The sequence below is a fragment of the Shewanella maritima genome (genome assembly GCF_004295345.1).
Lineage (GTDB): Bacteria > Pseudomonadota > Gammaproteobacteria > Enterobacterales > Shewanellaceae > Shewanella > Shewanella maritima.
In genome coordinates this window covers 4,434,951-4,453,982 of the sequence record NZ_CP036200.1, presented here as the reverse complement: position 1 = coordinate 4,453,982, position 19,032 = coordinate 4,434,951, and the positions used below count along the sequence as shown (strand labels likewise).

General features: G+C 45.2%; 20 protein-coding genes and 1 other annotated feature. Of the genes, 10 read left to right on the top strand and 10 right to left on the bottom strand.

Annotated elements, in window-relative coordinates; translation table 11 throughout:
- Positions 1–69 precede the first annotated feature (69 nt).
- Together EXU30_RS18930 and EXU30_RS18925 are read right to left on the bottom strand one after the other, a co-directional pair.
- Positions 70–510, bottom strand: a complete 441-nt coding sequence (locus EXU30_RS18930; RefSeq protein WP_130602687.1) for a YcgN family cysteine cluster protein — start codon at positions 508–510, stop codon at positions 70–72.
- 5 nt (positions 511–515) lie between these two features.
- Positions 516–839, bottom strand: a complete 324-nt coding sequence (locus EXU30_RS18925) for a YcgL domain-containing protein (protein WP_130602685.1) — start codon at positions 837–839, stop codon at positions 516–518.
- Positions 840–960: 121 nt separating this feature from the next.
- Here EXU30_RS18925 and minC point away from each other — a divergent pair, with 121 nt between their 5' ends.
- Genes minC through minE form a run of 3 tightly spaced genes read left to right on the top strand, consistent with a single transcriptional unit; the run spans position 961 to position 2,722 of the window.
- Positions 961–1,623 (top strand): septum site-determining protein MinC, encoded by a 663-nt coding sequence (minC, locus tag EXU30_RS18920; RefSeq protein WP_130602683.1) that lies wholly within the window; start codon positions 961–963, stop codon positions 1,621–1,623.
- A 26-nt stretch (positions 1,624–1,649) separates the two neighbouring features.
- The gene (minD, locus tag EXU30_RS18915; protein WP_130602681.1) at positions 1,650–2,459 is read left to right on the top strand and encodes a septum site-determining protein MinD; all 810 of its coding nucleotides are present in this window, start codon (positions 1,650–1,652) and stop codon (positions 2,457–2,459) included.
- A gap of 2 nt (positions 2,460–2,461) precedes the next feature.
- A complete protein-coding gene (minE, locus tag EXU30_RS18910; protein WP_130602679.1) occupies positions 2,462–2,722 on the top strand; it encodes a cell division topological specificity factor MinE in 261 nt (86 codons plus the stop codon).
- 97 nt (positions 2,723–2,819) lie between these two features.
- On the opposite strand, the gene rnd is transcribed toward minE, so the two are convergent.
- From rnd to yoaA, 8 genes are all read right to left on the bottom strand, one after another.
- Entirely contained in the window at positions 2,820–3,947 is a 1,128-nt protein-coding gene (gene rnd, locus EXU30_RS18905) for a ribonuclease D (RefSeq protein WP_130602677.1), read from the bottom strand.
- A gap of 66 nt (positions 3,948–4,013) precedes the next feature.
- Positions 4,014–5,687 carry a long-chain-fatty-acid--CoA ligase FadD gene (gene fadD / locus EXU30_RS18900; RefSeq protein WP_130602675.1) on the bottom strand — a complete coding sequence of 558 codons (1,674 nt, stop codon included), beginning with the start codon at positions 5,685–5,687 and terminating at the stop codon, positions 4,014–4,016.
- Positions 5,688–5,891: 204 nt separating this feature from the next.
- Positions 5,892–6,797 carry an alpha/beta fold hydrolase gene (locus EXU30_RS18895; protein WP_242620269.1) on the bottom strand — a complete coding sequence of 302 codons (906 nt, stop codon included), beginning with the start codon at positions 6,795–6,797 and terminating at the stop codon, positions 5,892–5,894.
- An 18-nt stretch (positions 6,798–6,815) separates the two neighbouring features.
- Entirely contained in the window at positions 6,816–7,604 is a 789-nt protein-coding gene (locus EXU30_RS18890) for a class I SAM-dependent methyltransferase (RefSeq protein WP_423213389.1), read from the bottom strand.
- A 43-nt stretch (positions 7,605–7,647) separates the two neighbouring features.
- The gene (locus tag EXU30_RS18885) at positions 7,648–8,373 is read right to left on the bottom strand and encodes a M50 family metallopeptidase (RefSeq protein ID WP_130602671.1); all 726 of its coding nucleotides are present in this window, start codon (positions 8,371–8,373) and stop codon (positions 7,648–7,650) included.
- Positions 8,366–8,782 carry a hypothetical protein gene (locus tag EXU30_RS18880; protein ID WP_130602669.1) on the bottom strand — a complete coding sequence of 139 codons (417 nt, stop codon included), beginning with the start codon at positions 8,780–8,782 and terminating at the stop codon, positions 8,366–8,368. Before EXU30_RS18880 ends, EXU30_RS18885 begins: the two co-directional genes overlap by 8 nt.
- 6 nt (positions 8,783–8,788) lie before the next feature.
- Positions 8,789–9,478, bottom strand: coding sequence for a tRNA (adenosine(37)-N6)-threonylcarbamoyltransferase complex dimerization subunit type 1 TsaB (gene tsaB / locus EXU30_RS18875; RefSeq protein WP_130602667.1), 690 nt, complete (start codon positions 9,476–9,478; stop codon positions 8,789–8,791).
- 122 nt (positions 9,479–9,600) lie between these two features.
- Positions 9,601–11,556, bottom strand: coding sequence for a DNA repair helicase YoaA (gene yoaA, locus EXU30_RS18870; RefSeq protein WP_242620268.1), 1,956 nt, complete (start codon positions 11,554–11,556; stop codon positions 9,601–9,603).
- A gap of 684 nt (positions 11,557–12,240) precedes the next feature.
- Positions 12,241–12,357, top strand: a sequence feature (His leader region).
- A 50-nt stretch (positions 12,358–12,407) separates the two neighbouring features.
- On the opposite strand from yoaA, the gene hisG reads away from it, so the two are divergent.
- The 7 genes from hisG (at position 12,408) to hisF (ending at position 19,021) form a co-directional block, all read left to right on the top strand.
- Positions 12,408–13,307, top strand: coding sequence for an ATP phosphoribosyltransferase (hisG, locus tag EXU30_RS18865; RefSeq protein ID WP_130602665.1), 900 nt, complete (start codon positions 12,408–12,410; stop codon positions 13,305–13,307).
- 24 nt (positions 13,308–13,331) lie between these two features.
- Positions 13,332–14,675 (top strand): histidinol dehydrogenase, encoded by a 1,344-nt coding sequence (hisD, locus tag EXU30_RS18860; RefSeq protein ID WP_130603625.1) that lies wholly within the window; start codon positions 13,332–13,334, stop codon positions 14,673–14,675.
- Positions 14,632–15,672 carry a histidinol-phosphate transaminase gene (hisC, locus tag EXU30_RS18855; RefSeq protein ID WP_130602663.1) on the top strand — a complete coding sequence of 347 codons (1,041 nt, stop codon included), beginning with the start codon at positions 14,632–14,634 and terminating at the stop codon, positions 15,670–15,672. Before hisD ends, hisC begins: the two co-directional genes overlap by 44 nt.
- A 93-nt stretch (positions 15,673–15,765) precedes the next feature.
- Entirely contained in the window at positions 15,766–16,845 is a 1,080-nt protein-coding gene (hisB, locus tag EXU30_RS18850; protein WP_130602661.1) for a bifunctional histidinol-phosphatase/imidazoleglycerol-phosphate dehydratase HisB, read from the top strand.
- A gap of 6 nt (positions 16,846–16,851) precedes the next feature.
- Complete coding sequence (hisH, locus tag EXU30_RS18845) at positions 16,852–17,532, top strand: imidazole glycerol phosphate synthase subunit HisH (RefSeq protein ID WP_130602659.1); 681 nt, start codon at positions 16,852–16,854, stop codon at positions 17,530–17,532.
- On the top strand, positions 17,529–18,266 hold the full coding sequence (gene hisA, locus EXU30_RS18840) for a 1-(5-phosphoribosyl)-5-[(5-phosphoribosylamino)methylideneamino]imidazole-4-carboxamide isomerase (protein ID WP_130602657.1): 738 nt from the start codon (positions 17,529–17,531) through the stop codon (positions 18,264–18,266). The genes hisH and hisA overlap by 4 nt, the downstream gene beginning before the upstream one ends.
- Positions 18,248–19,021, top strand: coding sequence for an imidazole glycerol phosphate synthase subunit HisF (hisF, locus tag EXU30_RS18835; RefSeq protein ID WP_130602655.1), 774 nt, complete (start codon positions 18,248–18,250; stop codon positions 19,019–19,021). Before hisA ends, hisF begins: the two co-directional genes overlap by 19 nt.
- Positions 19,022–19,032: the final 11 nt, after the last annotated feature.

Below are 19,032 nucleotides of genomic sequence, written 5' to 3'. Positions count from 1 at the left end.
TGGGATAAAAAGTAACAAACAAAACAAAGGGCGCAGATGCGCCCTTTTGTGTATTTAACATTGCTATGTTTAATCTTTTGAAACAAGCGGCCAAAGCACAATATGATCTTCAAGATATTTAATCTTGCGCTCATCGACCACTTTACCTTTCACTGACATACCAGCTTGATGCATCGCCGCTTTTGAGCCTGTCAGTAACGGGTGCCAACTTGGCAAGGTTTTACCCATATGCAGGCGGCGGTAACTGCAGCTATCGGGCAGCCAATCTAAACTCGCGATATTATCTTTAGTAATTGCAGTGCACTGAGGTACATGCTTAAAACGCTCTGGGTATTTATCGCAGCTACCTGTTTTGTGGCTTAATAAATGACACGCAGCATTGGTGTAATACAGTTCTTCCGTATCATCATCAATCACCTTATTCAAACAACACTTGCCGCAACCGTCGCACAACAGCTCCCATTGCTCATTGTTCATTTGCTCAAGGCTAAGTTCTTCCCAAAAAGCCATGGCGGTTATTTATCTTCTGCATTGCGAGCAAACACAGTATCTGGGTCTACTTTTTCACTTAAGCCCAAGTCAAGACGATGCTGCTCTAACAGGTTCTCGCTTGGCGGTGGTAATTGCAGATAAAAACCCTTGTCTTTCAGCTCAGATTTAACCTTATCAATATCAGCTAGAGCCAGTTTTTTGGTCTTCTCTATCGGCAGTAACATCACAAATGTTGGCGCACCAAACATATCCATCAAAGGCTGCGGCACAGCATCAAATTGATCGCGTTTTTCAACGTATAGATAGGTGTCTGGCTTACGGCTACTTTTATATACTGCACAAATCATTTTTGTATCACTTTTCCCAGGTTTCATGCTTGATAGTCAACAGCGCACACTATAACATGGAGCGCACTAAAATAATTTTAAAAATCAGTTTATCAGCTGGAATGTTGGAGATTGCGCCGGGATGGCCAAACCAAATTTAGAGCTTAAAGCCACATCATTTACCTTATCCGTTTTATATATTCATCAAGATAATCTGGACGTTATCACTCAGGAATTAGATCAAAAGCTTGCCCAGGCACCGCAATTTTTCTTAGGTGCACCGCTCATTTTGAATTTATCAGCGCTAAACGACGTTCAAGTCGATTTACTTGCCATTAAAACCATTCTCAATTCGCGCCAACTTGTGATTGTTGGGGTAACAGAAGCGAGTGAAGACATTGTTAAACAAGCAAAACGCTGCGGCCTAGCTGTGGTTAAGTCTGGCAAACAAGCACCGACACCTGAGCTACCTAAACGCAGCACCAAAATAGTTAAGCAAAATGTCCGCTCAGGTCAGCAAATTTACGCCAAAGATAGCGATTTAGTTGTATTTGGCGCGGTTGGTAATGGCGCTGAGGTCATCGCAGATGGTAGCATTCATATCTATGGAGCGCTGCGCGGTAAGGCAATGGCTGGTGCAAGTGGTGACGATCAAAGTGTGATTATCGCCAGTAAACTTCATCCCGAATTAGTGTCAATTGCCGGCAAGTATTGGCTTGCAGAACATATACAACAACACCAAATTGAAGACAGAGGTTGCGTGCGCTTAAGTGGCAGCAGTCTTTCTGTAGAATCATTGCCTTAAATTAGGCATCAAAAAGGATATTACACATGGCACAGATTATTGTTGTCACCTCAGGAAAAGGCGGCGTTGGTAAAACCACTTCTAGCGCAGCAATAGCCACAGGCCTTGCGCTAAAAGGTCACAAAACTGTCGTTATTGATTTTGATATCGGCCTAAGAAACCTCGACCTAATTATGGGTTGTGAGCGCCGCGTTGTTTACGATTTTGTTAATGTTATCAATGGTGAAGCAAATTTAAACCAGGCATTGATTAAAGACAAACGTTGCGAGAACCTGTTTATCTTGCCAGCTTCGCAGACCCGCGACAAAGATGCCCTAACCAAAGAAGGTGTGGGTAAGGTATTAGACGATCTTGCTAAAGACTTCGAGTTTATTATTTGTGACTCGCCAGCAGGTATCGAGCAAGGCGCAATGATGGCGCTGTATTTCGCTGACGTTGCTATCGTCACTACCAACCCAGAAGTCAGCTCAGTGCGCGACTCAGATCGTATCCTAGGCATGCTGCAAAGCCGCTCTCGCCGCGCGGAGCAAAACCTTGAGCCAATTAAAGAATGGTTATTGTTGACTCGCTACTCACCAGCTCGCGTTAAAACTGGTGAGATGCTAAGCGTAGAAGATGTAGAAGAAATTCTTGCAATTAAACTGCTTGGCGTCATTCCAGAGTCACAAGCTGTGCTTAAAGCATCGAACTCAGGTGTGCCTGTGATTATTGACCAAGATAGCGATGCTGGTTTAGCTTATAGTGATACAATCGAGCGTTTACTGGGTAATGATGTACCACTTCGCTTTACTGAAGAAGAGAAAAAAGGATTCCTAAAACGGATTTTTGGTAGCTAATTATGTCGATACTTGATTACTTTAGAAGCAATAAAAAAGCCGCGAGCGCGTCATTAGCCAAAGACCGTCTACAGATCATTGTTGCGCACCAACGTGCTGAACGTGATGCCCCTGATTATTTTCCACAGATGAAACAAGAGATTATTGAAGTCATCCGTAAATATGTGCATATCAATGAAGACCAAGTGAACGTGCAACTTGACCAAGATGATAATAACTTGTCTGTATTAGAGCTAAACGTGACCTTACCTGATGGTAAATAGCACGCGTTAACACCTTTACTCGCTCAAACTAAAAAAGGATAGCCAATGGCTATCCTTTTTTATGCACGCTTTTGGCAGTCTTACTCAAGTTTTCTATTCAGCCAGAAAAACTCACATCATCAATCGCCGAGCCTACCACTTCACCACGCCAGCCTGACAATAACAGCGGCGTTTCACCTTGTTTATTGTTAAATAGCCACAGCATAAACCCATGAATAAGGCGTTTAGACGCAATAAACTCAGTTGCCACTTGCTTGTGCTCACACAGCTCGACCAGAGTATTTTTGATCTGCTTAAAGGTAGACTTATAACCTGGGCGCAGCGCAATGACATCTATCTGCTCAGGCAAGTCACTAAAGTCGACAGTGGTAATGAGTTTGACCAGCTCTTTACCATGAAAACGCTTTTCGTGATCAGTAAGGTCAACTAACTTGTTGAGGGCAGTAACGCTTTGCGGCTGCTTTTTAGCCAAAGCTATTAAGGCATGATCTTTAATGACAAAACCCAGTGCTAAATTGCGGCTCAAGGCTTTCTGCTGGCGCCATGCCGCAAGCACTTTTAAACAAGCCAGCTGCTTAGGCGTTAACTGAAAGGCATTCTTAACTTTAAAGTAAGCGGTTTCTGGATCCGGCGCATCTAAACGCCCTTGGGTAATGCGCTCACCTTCTTCAAATAACCATTCACTGCGTCCCATCTGCTCAAGCTTTTGTTTTAGCTGTGGATACAGTTTATAAAGGTAGAACACATCGTTGGCAGCGTATTGCAACTGAGCATCGGTTAACGGGCGCTTCATCCAATCGGTGCGCGATTCGCCTTTATCAATTTCCACATCTAGGCACTGCTGCACTAGCTTAGCGTAACCAAGTCCATAACCCATATTACCCATGCTGGCGGCGATTTGGCTGTCAAACAGTGGCTTAGGTTGGCACTTTCCATAATGGGCAAACACTTCTAGATCTTCACTGCATGAATGCACCAATTTAACGATGCTTTCATCCGTCAGCAGCTGCCAAAAACATGATAAATCGCTAACAGCAACAGGGTCGATAAGCGCGAGGGTTTTACCATCATAAGCTTGAATAAGCCCTAGATTTGCATAGTAAGTGCGAGTGCGCACAAACTCAGTATCGATGACTAGCAATGGAGATTGCTGATACTGAGCCACAAGCTCACTCAGCTGTTCATCGGTTTCAATATACTCAAAAGTTAACACTAAATACTCCATCAAAAAGCCGGCTATCTAGGCCGGCTTTTTACAGAAGAGTCAAACTCAGACATATGCATTGCAAGTTTAAGCGTTGCTCGCCTCGTCTCTTAACTCTCTGCGTAAAATTTTACCCACATTGGTTTTGGGCAGCTCGTCTCTAAATTCTACCAGTTTTGGTACTTTATATCCTGTTAAATGTTCGCGGCAATGCTTAATCAAATCTTTTTCAGTCACGGACTTATCTTTGGCTACCACGAAAATTTTAACTAGCTCACCACTGACATCGTGAGGTACACCTACAGCTGCAACCTCAATCACTTTAGGGTGCAGAGCGACGACATCTTCCACTTCATTTGGGAATACGTTAAAGCCAGAGACTAAAATCATGTCTTTCTTACGGTCAACAATGTAGAAGAAGCCTTTTTCATCCATGTAGCCAATGTCACCAGTAGCTAACCAGCCATTTTCATCGATTACCTTGCTGCTTTCTTCAGGACGCTGCCAGTAACCGCGCATAACCTGCGGGCCTTTAGCAAATAGCTCCCCCACTTCACCTTGCGGGAGTACTTCACCTTCTTCGCTTCGCACCTGGATAAGAGTTGATGGCGCGGGGAAACCGATTGAACCGTTGTAACCGTCTAGGTCGTACGGGCAGCAGGTCACTAGCGGCGATGCTTCGGTTAAACCATAACCTTCAAGCAAACGAGTCTGGGTAATGCTTTGCCATTTATCAGCAACCGCTTTTTGCACTGCCATACCGCCGCCGATTGACAGTTTTAGCTTAGAAAAATCTAACGCTTTAAAGTCAGCATCGTTAACTAGTGCGTTGAACAAGGTGTTCACACCCGTAAGCGCAGTAAATGGGTATTTCTTTAAATCAGCAACAAAGGCTGGAATATCACGCGGGTTAGTGATTAATAAGTTTTGACTGCCTTTATGCAGGAACAATAAGCAGTTAACTGTCAGCGCGAAAATATGATATAGCGGCAATGCGGTAACCACTAGCTCTTTGCCATCTTGCAACGCTGGCGCATAAGCACCATTTGCTTGCAGCACATTGGCTACCACGCTGCGGTGAGTCAACATTGCCCCTTTTGATACACCAGTTGTGCCACCTGTATATTGTAAGAATGCTAAATCATCGTTAGTGATTTCAGGCTTGATATACTGTTGGCGGCGACCTTTCGACAGACTATCTCTAAATGAGCGAGCATGAGGTAAGTGATACTTAGGCACCATCTTCTTGATGTACTTAACGACAAAGTTAACTAATGTGCGTTTAGGCGCGCTTAGCTGATCGCCAAGACCAGTAATAATGACTGACTGCACAGGTGTTTGGTCAACCACTTCTTCAAGGGTACGCGCAAAGTTAGACACAACGACAATGGCCTTAGCGCCAGAGTCCACCAGCTGATGTTTAAGCTCTCGTGGGGTATATAGTGGATTCACGTTAACCACAACCATACCTGCACGTAGTACTCCAAAAAGCGCAATAGGATATTGCATCAGGTTAGGCATCATTAACGCAACGCGATCGCCCTTTTCTAGACCTAACTCATTTTGCAAGTACGCCGCAAAGGCGCGGCTGCGCTCTTCAAGCTTACGGTAGGTCATCTTTGCGCCCATGTTTATGAACGCTGGTGTATCTGCATACTTGTTGACAGCTTGCTCAAACATGTCCACAAGCGAGGTAAATTGGTCAGGGTTAATTTCTGCTGGCACGTCAGCAGGTAAGTGATTAATCCAAGGCTGGTCCACGGGAATCTCCTAATTAAATCCTACTCCATAGCATTGCTATGTCAGTAGCAAGGGACAACTTCCAATTAGAGTTTTAATTGTGGTTGAAAAATGTCCAAAAATCTTTGTTATTGACTCTACGACAAAATCATACGAGCGTTTTAATTTGTGCCCATAATCACATACTCGAAACAAAAAACCTAGTATTTTTGTAACAATCTAGGCTTAATTTAGTATAAAAGCTCGAATCTGCGTCGCTACTTGTTCTGCACTGCCCATGTGCAGATGATGATCGCCTTCCAATAACACGGTTTTCAAATCATTAAACCAGCGCTTAGCCTTTGGCGGCAGGGATTTTAGCTGTTTATAGCCGTCAGTTCCTAACACTAATAAACTGGGCGTACCAGTTGCATTCATTAGTTGTTCAACTTGACTAAAACTTAGGCGATACAAGGAGTCTAGCTTGAGTCTGGGGTCGCTTCGCCATACAAAACCCACCTCAGTTGAGCGCAAATTACGCTCGGTGATTAATTCACACCAAGGCTTATCTAACTTGGTCAATTGATGACGTGCACTCACCGCAGTATTGATATCAACCGTTTTAGCGCTTTGACTAAGTTGTTTGCGAGCAAATCGACTTTGAGCTTCAATACCTTTAACTAATCGCGACCGGATATTTTGCTCTGATTCAAACATGGGCACTAACGCCTCAATTAACACCAACTTATCAATGCTATTAGCAAAGGCGGCGTTGTAAGCAGATGCGATAATACCGCCGAGAGAATGCCCAATAATGCTAACGCTACTGTTGCGCAGCTTTAACTGTGCGATTGTCGCATGTAGGTCGTAAATATAATCAACCCAATGAAGCGGATAAATCCCGGGTCGATGGGCAGATAAGCCATGGCCAGGCCAATCAATGCAGATAATTTGATAATGAGACAAGATGCCTTGAAGGCTTAACTCATTTACCAGAGGGATAAAGCTATTTAGGTTGTCTAACCAACCATGTAAACATAAGAGAATAGGCTTTGTTGCGTCACCATAACTGATGCCAGCAAGCTCAATTTGCGGAAGAGATAAGGTGATAGCTTCACACCTTATCTCTTTATTTATCGATTCGTGTAACACTTATATCAATTCAACAAATTACTTTTTGACGAACTTAAGTGTCATACGATCGCTTTCGCCAATCGCAAGGTATTTGTCTTTATCTTGATCTTCCATCGCTAAGCGAGGAGGAAGCGTCCAAACACCTTTAGGGTAATCTTTAGTGTCTTTTGCATTGGCGTTGATCTCTGACGCTTCAGCTAGGGTAAAGCCAACTTTTTCAGCAAGCTTGACCATCTCAGCCTGATCCATATAGCCGCTATCCGCTGGCATACCAGGGTTAGCTCTGTGCTCTACCACACCAAACACGCCACCAGGTTTCAACACTGCATAAGCACCAGCAAATACTGACTCTAGGTTACCCGCCATTGCCCAGTTATGTAGGTTACGGAAGGTTAACACCACATCAGCACTATTATCTTCACCCAGCTTAGTCTTCTCAGGTGGGTTTAGCGTGGCAAAGCCTACGTTCTTCACTACAGCTTTGTTATCTTCTACCCACTTTTCAAACTTCTTACCCGCTTTAGCGTAGTAGCGAGTACGGCGGTTATCTTCACTTGGATTGGTTTCAAAGTTTGCCGCTATATATTGACCTTTATCAGCCAGATAAGGCGCTAAGATCTCAGCATACCAACCACCACCAGGCCAAAGCTCAATAACGGTTTTGTCAGGCGTCACCTCAAAAAAGCTCAGGGTTGCACCCGGATTACGATATTTATCGCGCTTAGCATTTGATTCACTGCGAAAGTCACTTTTCAGCGCAGACTTTAGCTGCGCATTAACCTGTGCATGTTCACCCGCTTTGTGGTGCCCAGCAGTAACTGGCATAGTAGTGGTTAGCGACAGCCCTATTACAGCAGCTGCAAGATACTTAAGCTTCATGTTTTACTCCCTTGTTAACATTCACCTTCGACCAGCTCAGCCACAACATTAATCCACTGAACGCTAGCCAAATAAAAATCCATATCCAAGCAGGTAGCCAGGTCATTTGCGACAACATATTCGCATCACCTTTACCGCTTAGACCAAACAACACTGTGGGGCTTGCCACGGCGTTGAGCATAATCATAAGGCCTAATATACGCAGTAAACTATTTAAAAGACTATTGTTATTTAACTTAATTGGTAACAAAAAAAGTCCGGCTAAACAAAGCAAGATAATGATAGTCAACATATCTCTTGCCCAAAACAACAAACTTGCCATGACTATCAGCCCAAGCAATGACAAGGTAAAACGAATACCTGCACGCCAGGTAGCTAACAAGAAAATAAGGTAGCCCCACAAGGCGGCACCTGGGTATCCGCTAAAGGCAATTAAGATGGCATTCCCACCTTGACTAGTGCAAAGGCCTGCACCATTTGGAAATAGCTGAATACTATTTACCACGCCGCCGGTAATTAGGGTTGCGATCCCATGGGATATTTCATGGAAGAAGCTTTCGAACCACTTAAATGGCACGCTAACATAGGGCAATTTGGTGACAATTAAGGCCACTAAAAGCTCAATAACAAAACGGCTCCGAGAAGGAACCGCAGACTGTGAAGAAAGGTGTGATGAAAGTTTTGATGAGTTTGGCGTAAGACCTGATTCAGGCATAAATGTCTATTCCAACCATTTGTTGAATCTCTTCGCGTTTTGCACTGTGCTGAGTCGTCAGGTATTCGCTAATGGCGCCGCGCTGAGTGCTTGATGGATCATCATAAGCTAGATTGGCACCGTTTGATGCAGAGATTAGCTCGTCAAGCTGACTTTTAAGCGCCTGAGTTAACTCAAAGTTACCGCGCTCAGCTTCTGCAGAGCTATTTTGCGACTTGGCTGATTGCGACTTGCTTAGCTCGCCCTCAATGATATCTGCTTGATTAGCAAATTGAGCCTGGTTAGCCCTATTAACCGCTTTCACATCTACCGTCGCCTTGACTTCAGGCGCACGGTTACCCGCCACGGCTTGAGATAAGCTGATTGGCTGAGTGAAATTACTGGCTTGGTTAATCGAGTTAAGTTGCATAAAGCCCTATTCGCGTCCCGGTAGCTTCTTCCAGGTAACAGTATCACGTAAGTAAACAGGTGCAAGTTCATCGACACTGGTATGCTCGCCAGCGTCAAAACCCACTTTAGCTAAGCTAATCATAGCGCTTGCGTCAGGATATTTCACCTGCTCAGACAGTGAAATCACTTGAGCTCGCTCAAGTAGCTCAGGGTAAGCGTCAAAACCCGTGCCGCAAGCAATGATCTCTTGCTCAGTATCTAGCACAATAGCCATATCATTTGGTGAACTTACCTGCTCGGTTGCCACGAGCACTGCAACACCATCTTGATTGATGTACTGCCCCCAATACACTTCATTCATTCGCGCATCAATGCAACAAAGGATTTGCTTTGCGCCGTGGATGTTGATCGCCATTTGCGCCATGGTGGCAAGGGTTGAAATACCGATAACAGGTATATCATGGCCAAGAGCTAAACCTTGGGTCATGCTAGTGCAGATACGAATACCAGTAAAGCTACCTGGCCCACGACCATAGGCAATTAAGTCTACATCGGCAATGGTAATTTCAGCATCTTGCAAAACTTCATCAACCATAGGCAATAGGCGTTGGCTATGTTCGCGCGGCGCATCAGCACTCCGAGAAAACAATTGTTGTTGAGAACTAAGCGCAGCCGAGCAAGCCTCAGTGCAGGTATCAAGAGCAAGAATATTCATGTATCAAAAACGACTAGTAAAAATTAGCGCTATGATACCTGATAGCCTATCGATAAAAAAGCGCAGTCATTCGCCAAGAACACGCGAATAAATGTGCGACTAGATGTGCAAGTATATGCGGATCAATTAATTGCTTTTAAAAAGTCTAAAGCAACATCAAGCTCACGGGTACGGTACATAGGAGGCAGCGACTGCAAAAACGCAGCGCCGTACTCTCGGTTGACAATGCGGTTGTCACACAAAATCAGCACGCCACAATCTTTCTCGTCCCGTATCAATCGCCCGACACCCTGCTTTAATGCAATAACAGCCTGGGGCAATGAAATATGACTGAACGGATCTTGCTGTTGCTGCTCAATATTCGCCGCACGCGCTTTATACAAGGTATTGTCAGGGCTAACAAACGGCAGCTTATCGATGATCACGCAGCTCAGTAATTTGCCCTTTACGTCAATACCTTCCCAGAAACTACTGGTTCCTAATAGCACCGCATTACCCAATTGCCGATATTTATTCAGCAAATTCTGCTTACTACCCTGCCCTTGTACCAGCAACGGATAACGCACCTTGGTGGCGAGCAACTGTGCCGTTAAATTGAGCATGTGATGACTGGTAAATAATATAAAGGTGCGACCTTTGGCGGCATTTATCGCCTGCACACACACGTCAACAAACTGCTGAATATAGTAAGACTGGCTCATAGCGCTGCTGGCATCGGGCATAGATGCGTTACGCTTACCTAAATAGCGTGGCACACATAAAATAGCTTGATTAGGATAATCAAATGGGCTGTCTAAAATAACCTGCTTGGCACTTGCTATCCCCATTTCACGGGTGAAATGAGAAAGCTCACGATTCACTTGCAAGGTTGCAGAAGTAAATACCCAACTTGTTGATGGCTCAAACAATGCCTCACACTGTTTGGCGATATTAATCGGTGCCACTCGCAGCATTAATTGGTTAAGACCAATATCCACACTGTAGGCTGAATTAGGGTCATTACACTCAAAAAAGCTCACCAATCTGCCATTGAGCCTATCAAGTTTTTCCAGCGCTTCATCGAGGGATTCAAAACGGCCAACATGAGCACTGAGCACTGTTTGCAGGGCATTAAGTTCTTCAATTAACTGCCAGCCAAGTCCTGCTAACTTTTTGTTAGCTAATACATGGCGGTAATTATCAATTTGCTGCTCAATCAAGCCTTGCTGCCACTGCTCAAGTAACGATAAACAGCGGTAACTCAGTTGCTCAATTTGAATAGAGTCTCGCACCTCTTCCTTATGGATTGAGATAAGCGCAGATAATTGACGGTCGATTTCCCGTGTAGAAATGTTATCGCCAAAATAATTGATGCAGGTATCTGGTAATAAATGGGCTTCATCGAATATCACTACATCAGGGTCGGGAAGCAGCTCAGCAAAGCCCGTGTCTTTTAGCAGCCTGTCTGCAAAAAACAAGTGATGGTTAACCACAATCACCTTCGCTTCAATGGCTTTTACCCTTGCCTTACGGGTAAAGCAAGCATCATAAAAATCACACTTTTTGCCCTTGCAAGACTCCTTGGTACTCATTACATCATTCAGCACAATTGAGTTTTCAGACACTGTGGTCAACTTGCCTAAATCACCATCTGAAGTGAGCGATGCCCATTGATTGATTTTTAATAAATCGTCCAAATAATCGGCTTGATATCGAGCGGCATCAGCCATGGTGTTATCAAGCCGCAACTGGCATAAGTAATTATTACGCCCTTTAAGCAAGGCGACACGTTGATGAATGTCGAGCATCGACAAGATAGTCGGTAAATCTTTAACAAACAGCTGATCTTGCAGATTTTTACTTCCCGTACTTATCACCACCTGTTTACCACTAAGCAGCGCAGGTACAAGATACGCAAAGGTTTTACCCACACCCGTTCCCGCCTCAAGTACAAGATTTGACTTAGCAGAAATTGAGTTTGCGACTTCAATAGCCATCTGCAGCTGAGCATCACGCTGGTGATATACGCCAATACTTTTCGAAAGCGCACCGTTTGGCTTAAATATATCAGCGACAAGATTGGCTAAAGATAAACTCACGGATGTCCTCTAACGCTCACATTAGCGCTTAATACAGTAAATTTCGGGTGTTAGAACTAACAACAAAACTGAGCGATTACGACTTTTACCTAGCTGTGCTATTGGTGCTCATCAGGCGAATTATGTCATACAAGGGGAAAGCGCAGAAACTACAAAGCGCAAAAACTAGCGGATGGGTCATTTATCGAGCAAATAACAATTTAATGGAGGGTAAAGCACTAAAGACATTCTAAATGAATCGAACAGCCCTCACATTATTCAGCGTAAATTACGAATAAGTATTCACCCAAGCAGGGTGGCGCCACATTAGTTAATTACCGAAAATCTAGCTTGAGTTAGGATAAATGCAAACTTCACAAACAGATATAGATAACGAGAAAACTCATTAAAACTAGCGCACTATAAAAATGCAGCTCCATTACTTACGCGACAAGACCTTTCAACCCCCAACTAGACAACCAATCATCCCGTTATCAAACCCACCACCTTAGCTGCATAAATATATCTTATAACCCACAGGTTTATTTAATTGCTAAATTTGTGCTGTTTGGCTATTGCAATCAAATTAACCTCGGGTTAACGTGTTTAGCAAGTAAACAAAGCAACTTGATTTTTATCGCATGAGTTGCCAGAACAAGACGAATTAGAGACAGTTTTTATTATGAGCATCCAATTGATTTCAATCCATCATCACCATCATATGCGGTAGCCTTCGGATGCTTACTGCCGGAGGTTCATGTCCTTCCGGTGGTGAATAAAGATCACTTAAACCCCTGGAAGGAATTTCAGGGGTTTTTTAATGCCTGAATTTTAAAGAATTTTAAATTTAGATAGTTAAAGGAAGAGTACAAATGACTGATTCAAACCGTTTACGCATCGCGATTCAAAAATCAGGTCGCTTATCGAAAGAGTCGCAGAAGCTGCTTAAAGGCTGCGGAGTAAAATTTAACGTTAATGAGCAGCGCCTGATTGCCCACGCTGACAATATGCCAATCGACCTACTTCGCGTACGTGATGACGATATTCCTGGTCTAGTCATGGATGGCGTGGTTGATTTAGGCTTTATTGGTGAAAATGTACTTGAAGAAGAGCAAATCGAGCGAGAAACACTCGGTAAGCCAGCGGCGTACAATAAGCTGCGTCAACTCGACTTTGGTGGTTGCCGCCTATCACTCGCTGTTCCAAAAGAGTTTAGCTACCAGGATGCAAGCTCACTGGAAGGTTTGCGTATTGCCACTTCTTATCCGAATTTACTGCGCCGTTATATGCAGCAAAAAGGCATCACCTACAGCGACTGTATGCTAAAAGGCTCTGTAGAAGTAGCGCCGCGCGCAGGCCTTGCTGATGGCATTTGCGATCTTGTATCGACTGGCGCCACGCTAGAAGCCAACGGGCTTTATGAAACCGACGTTATCTATCGTTCTAAAGCCTGCCTTATCCAATCAGCAGAGCAGCAAACGCCGGCCAAACAAGCATTAATCGATAAACTGCTATCACGCATGAACGGTGTGATCAGCGCACGCGAGAGTAAATACATCTTGCTGCACGCGCCGACAGAAACCTTAGATCAAATCGTTTCGCTGCTGCCTGGCGCGGAAAACCCAACAGTATTGCCGCTTAACGACGACAGCAACCGCGTAGCAATCCACGCAGTATCTAGTGAGGACTTGTTCTGGGATACCATGGAGCAGCTTACGGAGCTGGGCGCAAGCTCGATACTCGTTATGCCAATTGAAAAGATGATGGGGTAACACGTCATGGCTGAGCAGCAATTAATGAAGCCAATCACATGGGCAGTGCTTGATATAGATGCTAGAGAGCAAGCACTAGCGCGCTCACCTTTAATCAATGATCAAGGTGTTGAGGCCAGTGTTAGCGGCATTATCGAACAGGTCATCGCAAATGGCGATCAAGCGCTAATTGAGTTTAATCAGAAGTTTGACAACTTCACCACTGCCGAGCTTAGACTCAGCGATGAGCAAATTGACGTCGCCTGCAGCAATGTTAGCCCAGAACTGAAGCAAGCTATCGAACAAGCAATGGGCAACATCAGCAAGTTTCACCAGGCGCAAGCTTTTAGTGCTATCGATGTTGAAACCTTGCCTGGCGTGCGCTGCGAGTTAAGAAATGAGCCGATTGACAGTGTTGGTCTGTACATTCCAGGCGGCACGGCGCCGCTTATCTCCACCGTTATGATGCTTGCGCTACCGGCCAAAATTGCTGCTTGTCGTCGACGGGTACTGGTTAGCCCACCACCAATTAACGATGCCATCATTTACGCTGCCAAAGCCTGTGGGATAACAGATATTTATCAGGTAGGCGGCGCACAAGCTGTTGCAGCGCTGGCCTTTGGTACTGAGTCTGTACCTAAGGTTGATAAGATTTTCGGCCCAGGCAATCGCTTTGTCACTGAAGCCAAACGTTTAGTATCCCAAGATAGTCGCATTAGCGTTGCTATCGATATGCCTGCAGGGCCATCAGAGGTATTAGTTATTGCAGATGAAGCTGCCAACCCTGCATTTGTTGCCGCTGATTTACTATCACAAGCTGAGCACGGTGAAGACTCGCAAGTGATGTTGGTTACCAACTCTGAAGCTATTGCAAATGCAGTTTCTAACGAGCTTGCAACGCAGCTTGAACAACTGCCGAGAAAAGATGTCGCCGCAGCGGCGCTGAAATATTCTCGCAGCTTTATTGTTGATGATATGGACCAAGCTGCTGAGCTATCCAACCAGTACGGGCCTGAGCACTTAATCATTCAAACCCGCGCGCCACGTGACGTACTCAAAAACATTCGCGCTGCTGGCAGCGTATTCTTAGGTCCTTACACGCCAGAGTCGGTCGGCGATTATGCTAGCGGCACTAACCACGTGCTGCCAACCTATGGCTACAGTCGTAACTATTCAAGCTTGTCACTTGCTGACTTTAGCCGCCGTTTCACAGTGCAAGAGCTCACCCCATCTGGGCTAATTAATTTGGGCGACACTTTGATGACCCTAGCTAGCAACGAGCAGCTAGACGCTCACAAAAACGCGGTAGCAATTCGTTTAACGTCACTTGCTAAGGAGGGGAATAATGAGCGCCCCAACATTCAACCCACAAGCACTAGCACGACCTGAGCTTTTGGATCTAGTGCCATATCAAAGTGCGCGACGCATTGGCGGCAACGGTGATATTTGGATTAACGCGAATGAATCACCGTTTAATAACAGCAAGCTTGATGGCTTAAATCGCTACCCTGAGTGTCAGCCACAAGAGTTGATTGACGCATACAGTGCATACAGCCAAGTGGCAGCACGCAACATAGTCACCAGCCGCGGCGCTGACGAGGCGATAGAACTACTTATTCGTACTTTTTGTATTCCGGGTAAAGATAGCATTGCGATTTTTGGCCCAACCTACGGCATGTACAAAATATCAGCATCTACCTTTAACGTAGCAACAACCGAAGTTGAACTCACCAGTGATTTTCAACTGCCTAATAACTGGCAGCAGCAAGTCGGTGCTCCAAAGCTGGTATTCATCTGTAACCCTAATAACCCAACTGGCAGCATTATCAATATTGACGATATTGAAGCCACAGTTGCCAGTTACCCAGATGCCATAGTGGTAGTTGATGAAGCCTATATTGAGTTTTGCCCGCAGCAAAGTGCAGCAAGACTGCTGGCTAAGTACCCAAACCTGGTGGTGTTAAGAACCTTATCTAAAGCCTTTGCGTTAGCGGGTGCGCGCTGTGGTTTCATGCTAGCCAGTGAAGCGATTATTGAACTTGTTATGCGGGTGATTGCGCCCTACCCGGTGCCGCTGCCCGTTGCAAAAGCCGCGACTAATGCGTTAAGTCCAACGGGCATTGCAACAATGCAAGATCAGGTGCGCCAACTAAATGAGCAAGGTGCTGCACTCACCGAGTTTTTACACACAATTGCCAGTGACGTTATCTCGCCTAATGGCAACTTTGTACTGGCACGTTTTGACAATGTCGAACAAATCAAGCAAAAGCTCACACAAGCAGGCATTGTTGCCCGCGCTTATGGCGATCCGCGCTTAAAAGATGCCATTCGCTTTAGCTTTGCTAATGAGGCACAAACCCAAGCGATTATTCGAGCGCTGAGTTAGTTGATTCAGCAACAAAAAAAGCATTAGAACACACTCAGCAACTTAACAGATTTAGCAAGGCAACTTGTGAATATAAAGAATTAAGGTCAGCACATGAAACAAGACAAGCAGCAAAAAATCCTCTTTATTGATCGTGACGGCACCCTAGTCGAAGAGCCGCCAATCGATAAACAGCTAGACCGTTTAGATAAACTGGTATTTGAGCCGCAAGTGATCCCTGCCCTGCTTAAGCTACAAAAAGCGGGTTACAAGTTAGTGATGGTAAGTAACCAGGACGGACTTGGTACTTCGTCTTTCCCGCAAGCTGACTTTGACGCGCCCCACAATATGATGATGGCAATTTTTGAAAGCCAAGGCGTTAAGTTTGATGATGTTCAAATTTGCCCTCACTTTGACTCAGATAACTGCAGTTGCCGCAAACCCAAATTAGGACTGGTGAAAGAGTATCTAACCCAAGGGTTAATTGATTTCACCCAATCGTTTGTGATTGGCGATCGCCAAACCGACGTTGAACTTGCCAATGCCATGGGCATTAATAGCTTCCAATACCAACGTGAAACACTTAATTGGGACATGATAGTCGATGCACTGCTAAACCAAGGGCGCCAATCTCAGGTTGTACGTACCACTAAAGAAACCGACATTCGCGTTAACATTGACCTAGATAGCCAGACCAAAGGTGACATCGACACAGGCATCGGCTTTTTTGACCACATGCTGGATCAAATTCAAACCCACGGTAACTTTAAAATGGATGTCAAAGTCGATGGCGATTTAGAAATTGATGATCACCACAGCGTTGAAGATACCGCATTAGCGATTGGTGATGCCATCCGTCAGGCACTGGGTGACAAACGAGGTATCGCCCGCTTTGGCTTTAGTTTGCCTATGGATGAAGCCAACGGCCAATGCTTGATGGATATTTCAGGCCGTCCGTTTATTAAGTTTGATGCCAACTTTGATCGTGAAATGGTGGGTGAAATGGCCACCGAAATGGTGCCTCACTTCTTCCGCTCGTTTGCAGATGGGCTGCGCTGCACCTTGCACGTATCAACCGAGGGGGAAAACGATCACCACAAAGTTGAGGCCTTGTTTAAAGTGCTTGGTCGCACCTTACGTCAAGCAGTTAAAGTTGAGGGCGATATCTTGCCATCAAGCAAGGGAGTGTTATAGCGCTTTATGACAAATTCAGACCTGATAACAGAGCAGCAGTCTTGCCAAGAAAAATCAAGCGAGCAAGATATGACTGTGATACTTGATACCGGCTGCGCCAATTTAAGCTCAGTAAAATTCGCCTTCGAGCGCTTAAACGCCAATGTGGTTGTGAGTAAAGATCATCAAGTTATTCGCAGCGCCGCCCGTGTAGTTCTACCGGGCGTTGGCACTGCAGCTGCAGCAATGCAGGCAATTGAGTCGCGCGACCTTGCCACGCTAATTCAAAGCCTTGAGCAACCTGTACTTGGCGTATGCTTAGGCATGCAGCTAATGACTAAGGTTTCAAAAGAGCGCGGCGCAAGCCAGCTTGAGTCAATTGATTGCTTAGGCGTCATCCCAACCCAAGTTGAAGAGCTAGATAGTCAAGGCTTGCCGCTACCACACATGGGTTGGAATCAAATTAATGTGAGCGGCCACCCAATATTTACTGGCATTGCAAATGGTAGCTATGTGTACTTTGTTCACAGTTATCGCGCACCACAAAGTGACTACACCATTGCCAGTTGCGACTATGGCGAAACCTTTAGCGCCGCCATTGCTAAAGACAACTTTATCGGTTTGCAATTTCACCCAGAAAAAAGCGCTCAAGTCGGCGCGCAAATACTGCAAAACTTTTTAAATATGAATAAGGAAGAAACGGCATGATTATTCCAGCGATTGATTTAATCGACGGTCAGGTGGTTAGGTTGTTTCAAGGCGACTACGGCAAACAAACCACGTTTGATTTAAGCCCACTGGCGCAGCTTAAATCTTACCAGCAGCAAGGGGCTAAACTGCTGCACATAGTTGATTTAACTGGCGCCAAAGATCCAGATAAAAGGCAAACTAAACTGATTTCAGAATTGGTTAGTGAGCTTGAAGTGGATATTCAAGTTGGCGGCGGTATTCGCTCAGAAGAGCAAGTAAAAGAGCTACTCGATGCGGGCGTAAAACGTGTAGTTATCGGCTCACTTGCCGTTAAGCAACCTGAGCTTGTGAAGAGCTGGTTTGAAAAGTATGGCAGCGATGCAATTTGCTTAGCCCTTGATGTCAATATTGATCTAGACGGCAACAAGATTGTAGCCGTGTCAGGCTGGCAAACCGGCGGCGGTAAATCACTCGAGTCACTAGTTGCTGAATATAGCCAGGTCGGGCTTAAACACGCGCTAGTTACCGACATTAGTCGTGATGGTACGCTTCAAGGCGCCAACACTCAGTTATATTCTGAGTTAGCCCAAAGCTATCCTAGTATTAACTGGCAAGCCTCTGGCGGCATTGCATCACTAGATGATGTTAAGGCTGTGCGTGACAGCAAGGCCAATGGCATCATCATTGGTAAAGCACTACTGATTAATAACTTTAGCGTTGAGGAGGCTATCGCATGCTGGCCAAACGCATAGTACCTTGTCTTGACGTACGCGACGGTAAAGTCGTTAAAGGCGTACAGTTTCGTAACCATGAAATTGTTGGCGACATTGTGCCGCTGGCGGCGAGATACGCCGAGGAAGGTGCTGACGAGCTGGTGTTTTACGACATTACCGCCAGCGCTCACGACCGCGTAGTGGATAAATCTTGGGTGAGCCGAGTTGCTCAGCAAATTGATATTCCGTTTTGCGTCGCTGGCGGCATCAAAACTATCGAACAAGCCCGTGAAAAGCTGGCATTTGGTGCAGACAAAATTTCAATCAACTCGCCTGCATTAACCGACCCGAGCCTCATCACCCGCTTACAAGATGAATTTGGTCGCCAATGTATTGTTGTCGGGATTGACTCATATTTCGATGCGCAAACCAACAGCTATAAAGTAAAACAATTTACCGGTGATGAAGCGGCCACCAAAGATACCCAATGGTACACACAAGATTGGGTTGAAGAGGTGCAAAAGCGAGGCTGTGGTGAAATAGTATTGAACGTCATGAATCAAGACGGCGTTCGCGGCGGCTACGACATCAAGCAATTGTCTATGGTACGTAACGTATGTGACGTGCCGTTAATAGCCTCTGGCGGTGCTGGTGAATTGAGCCACTTTGCAGAGGTATTTACTCAGGCAAAGGTAGACGCAGCCCTTGCAGCAAGCGTGTTCCACAAAGGTATTATTGCCATTAGCGAGTTGAAGCAATATTTGGCTTCTAAACAAATCGCTATTCGCGTGTAAATTATAGGATT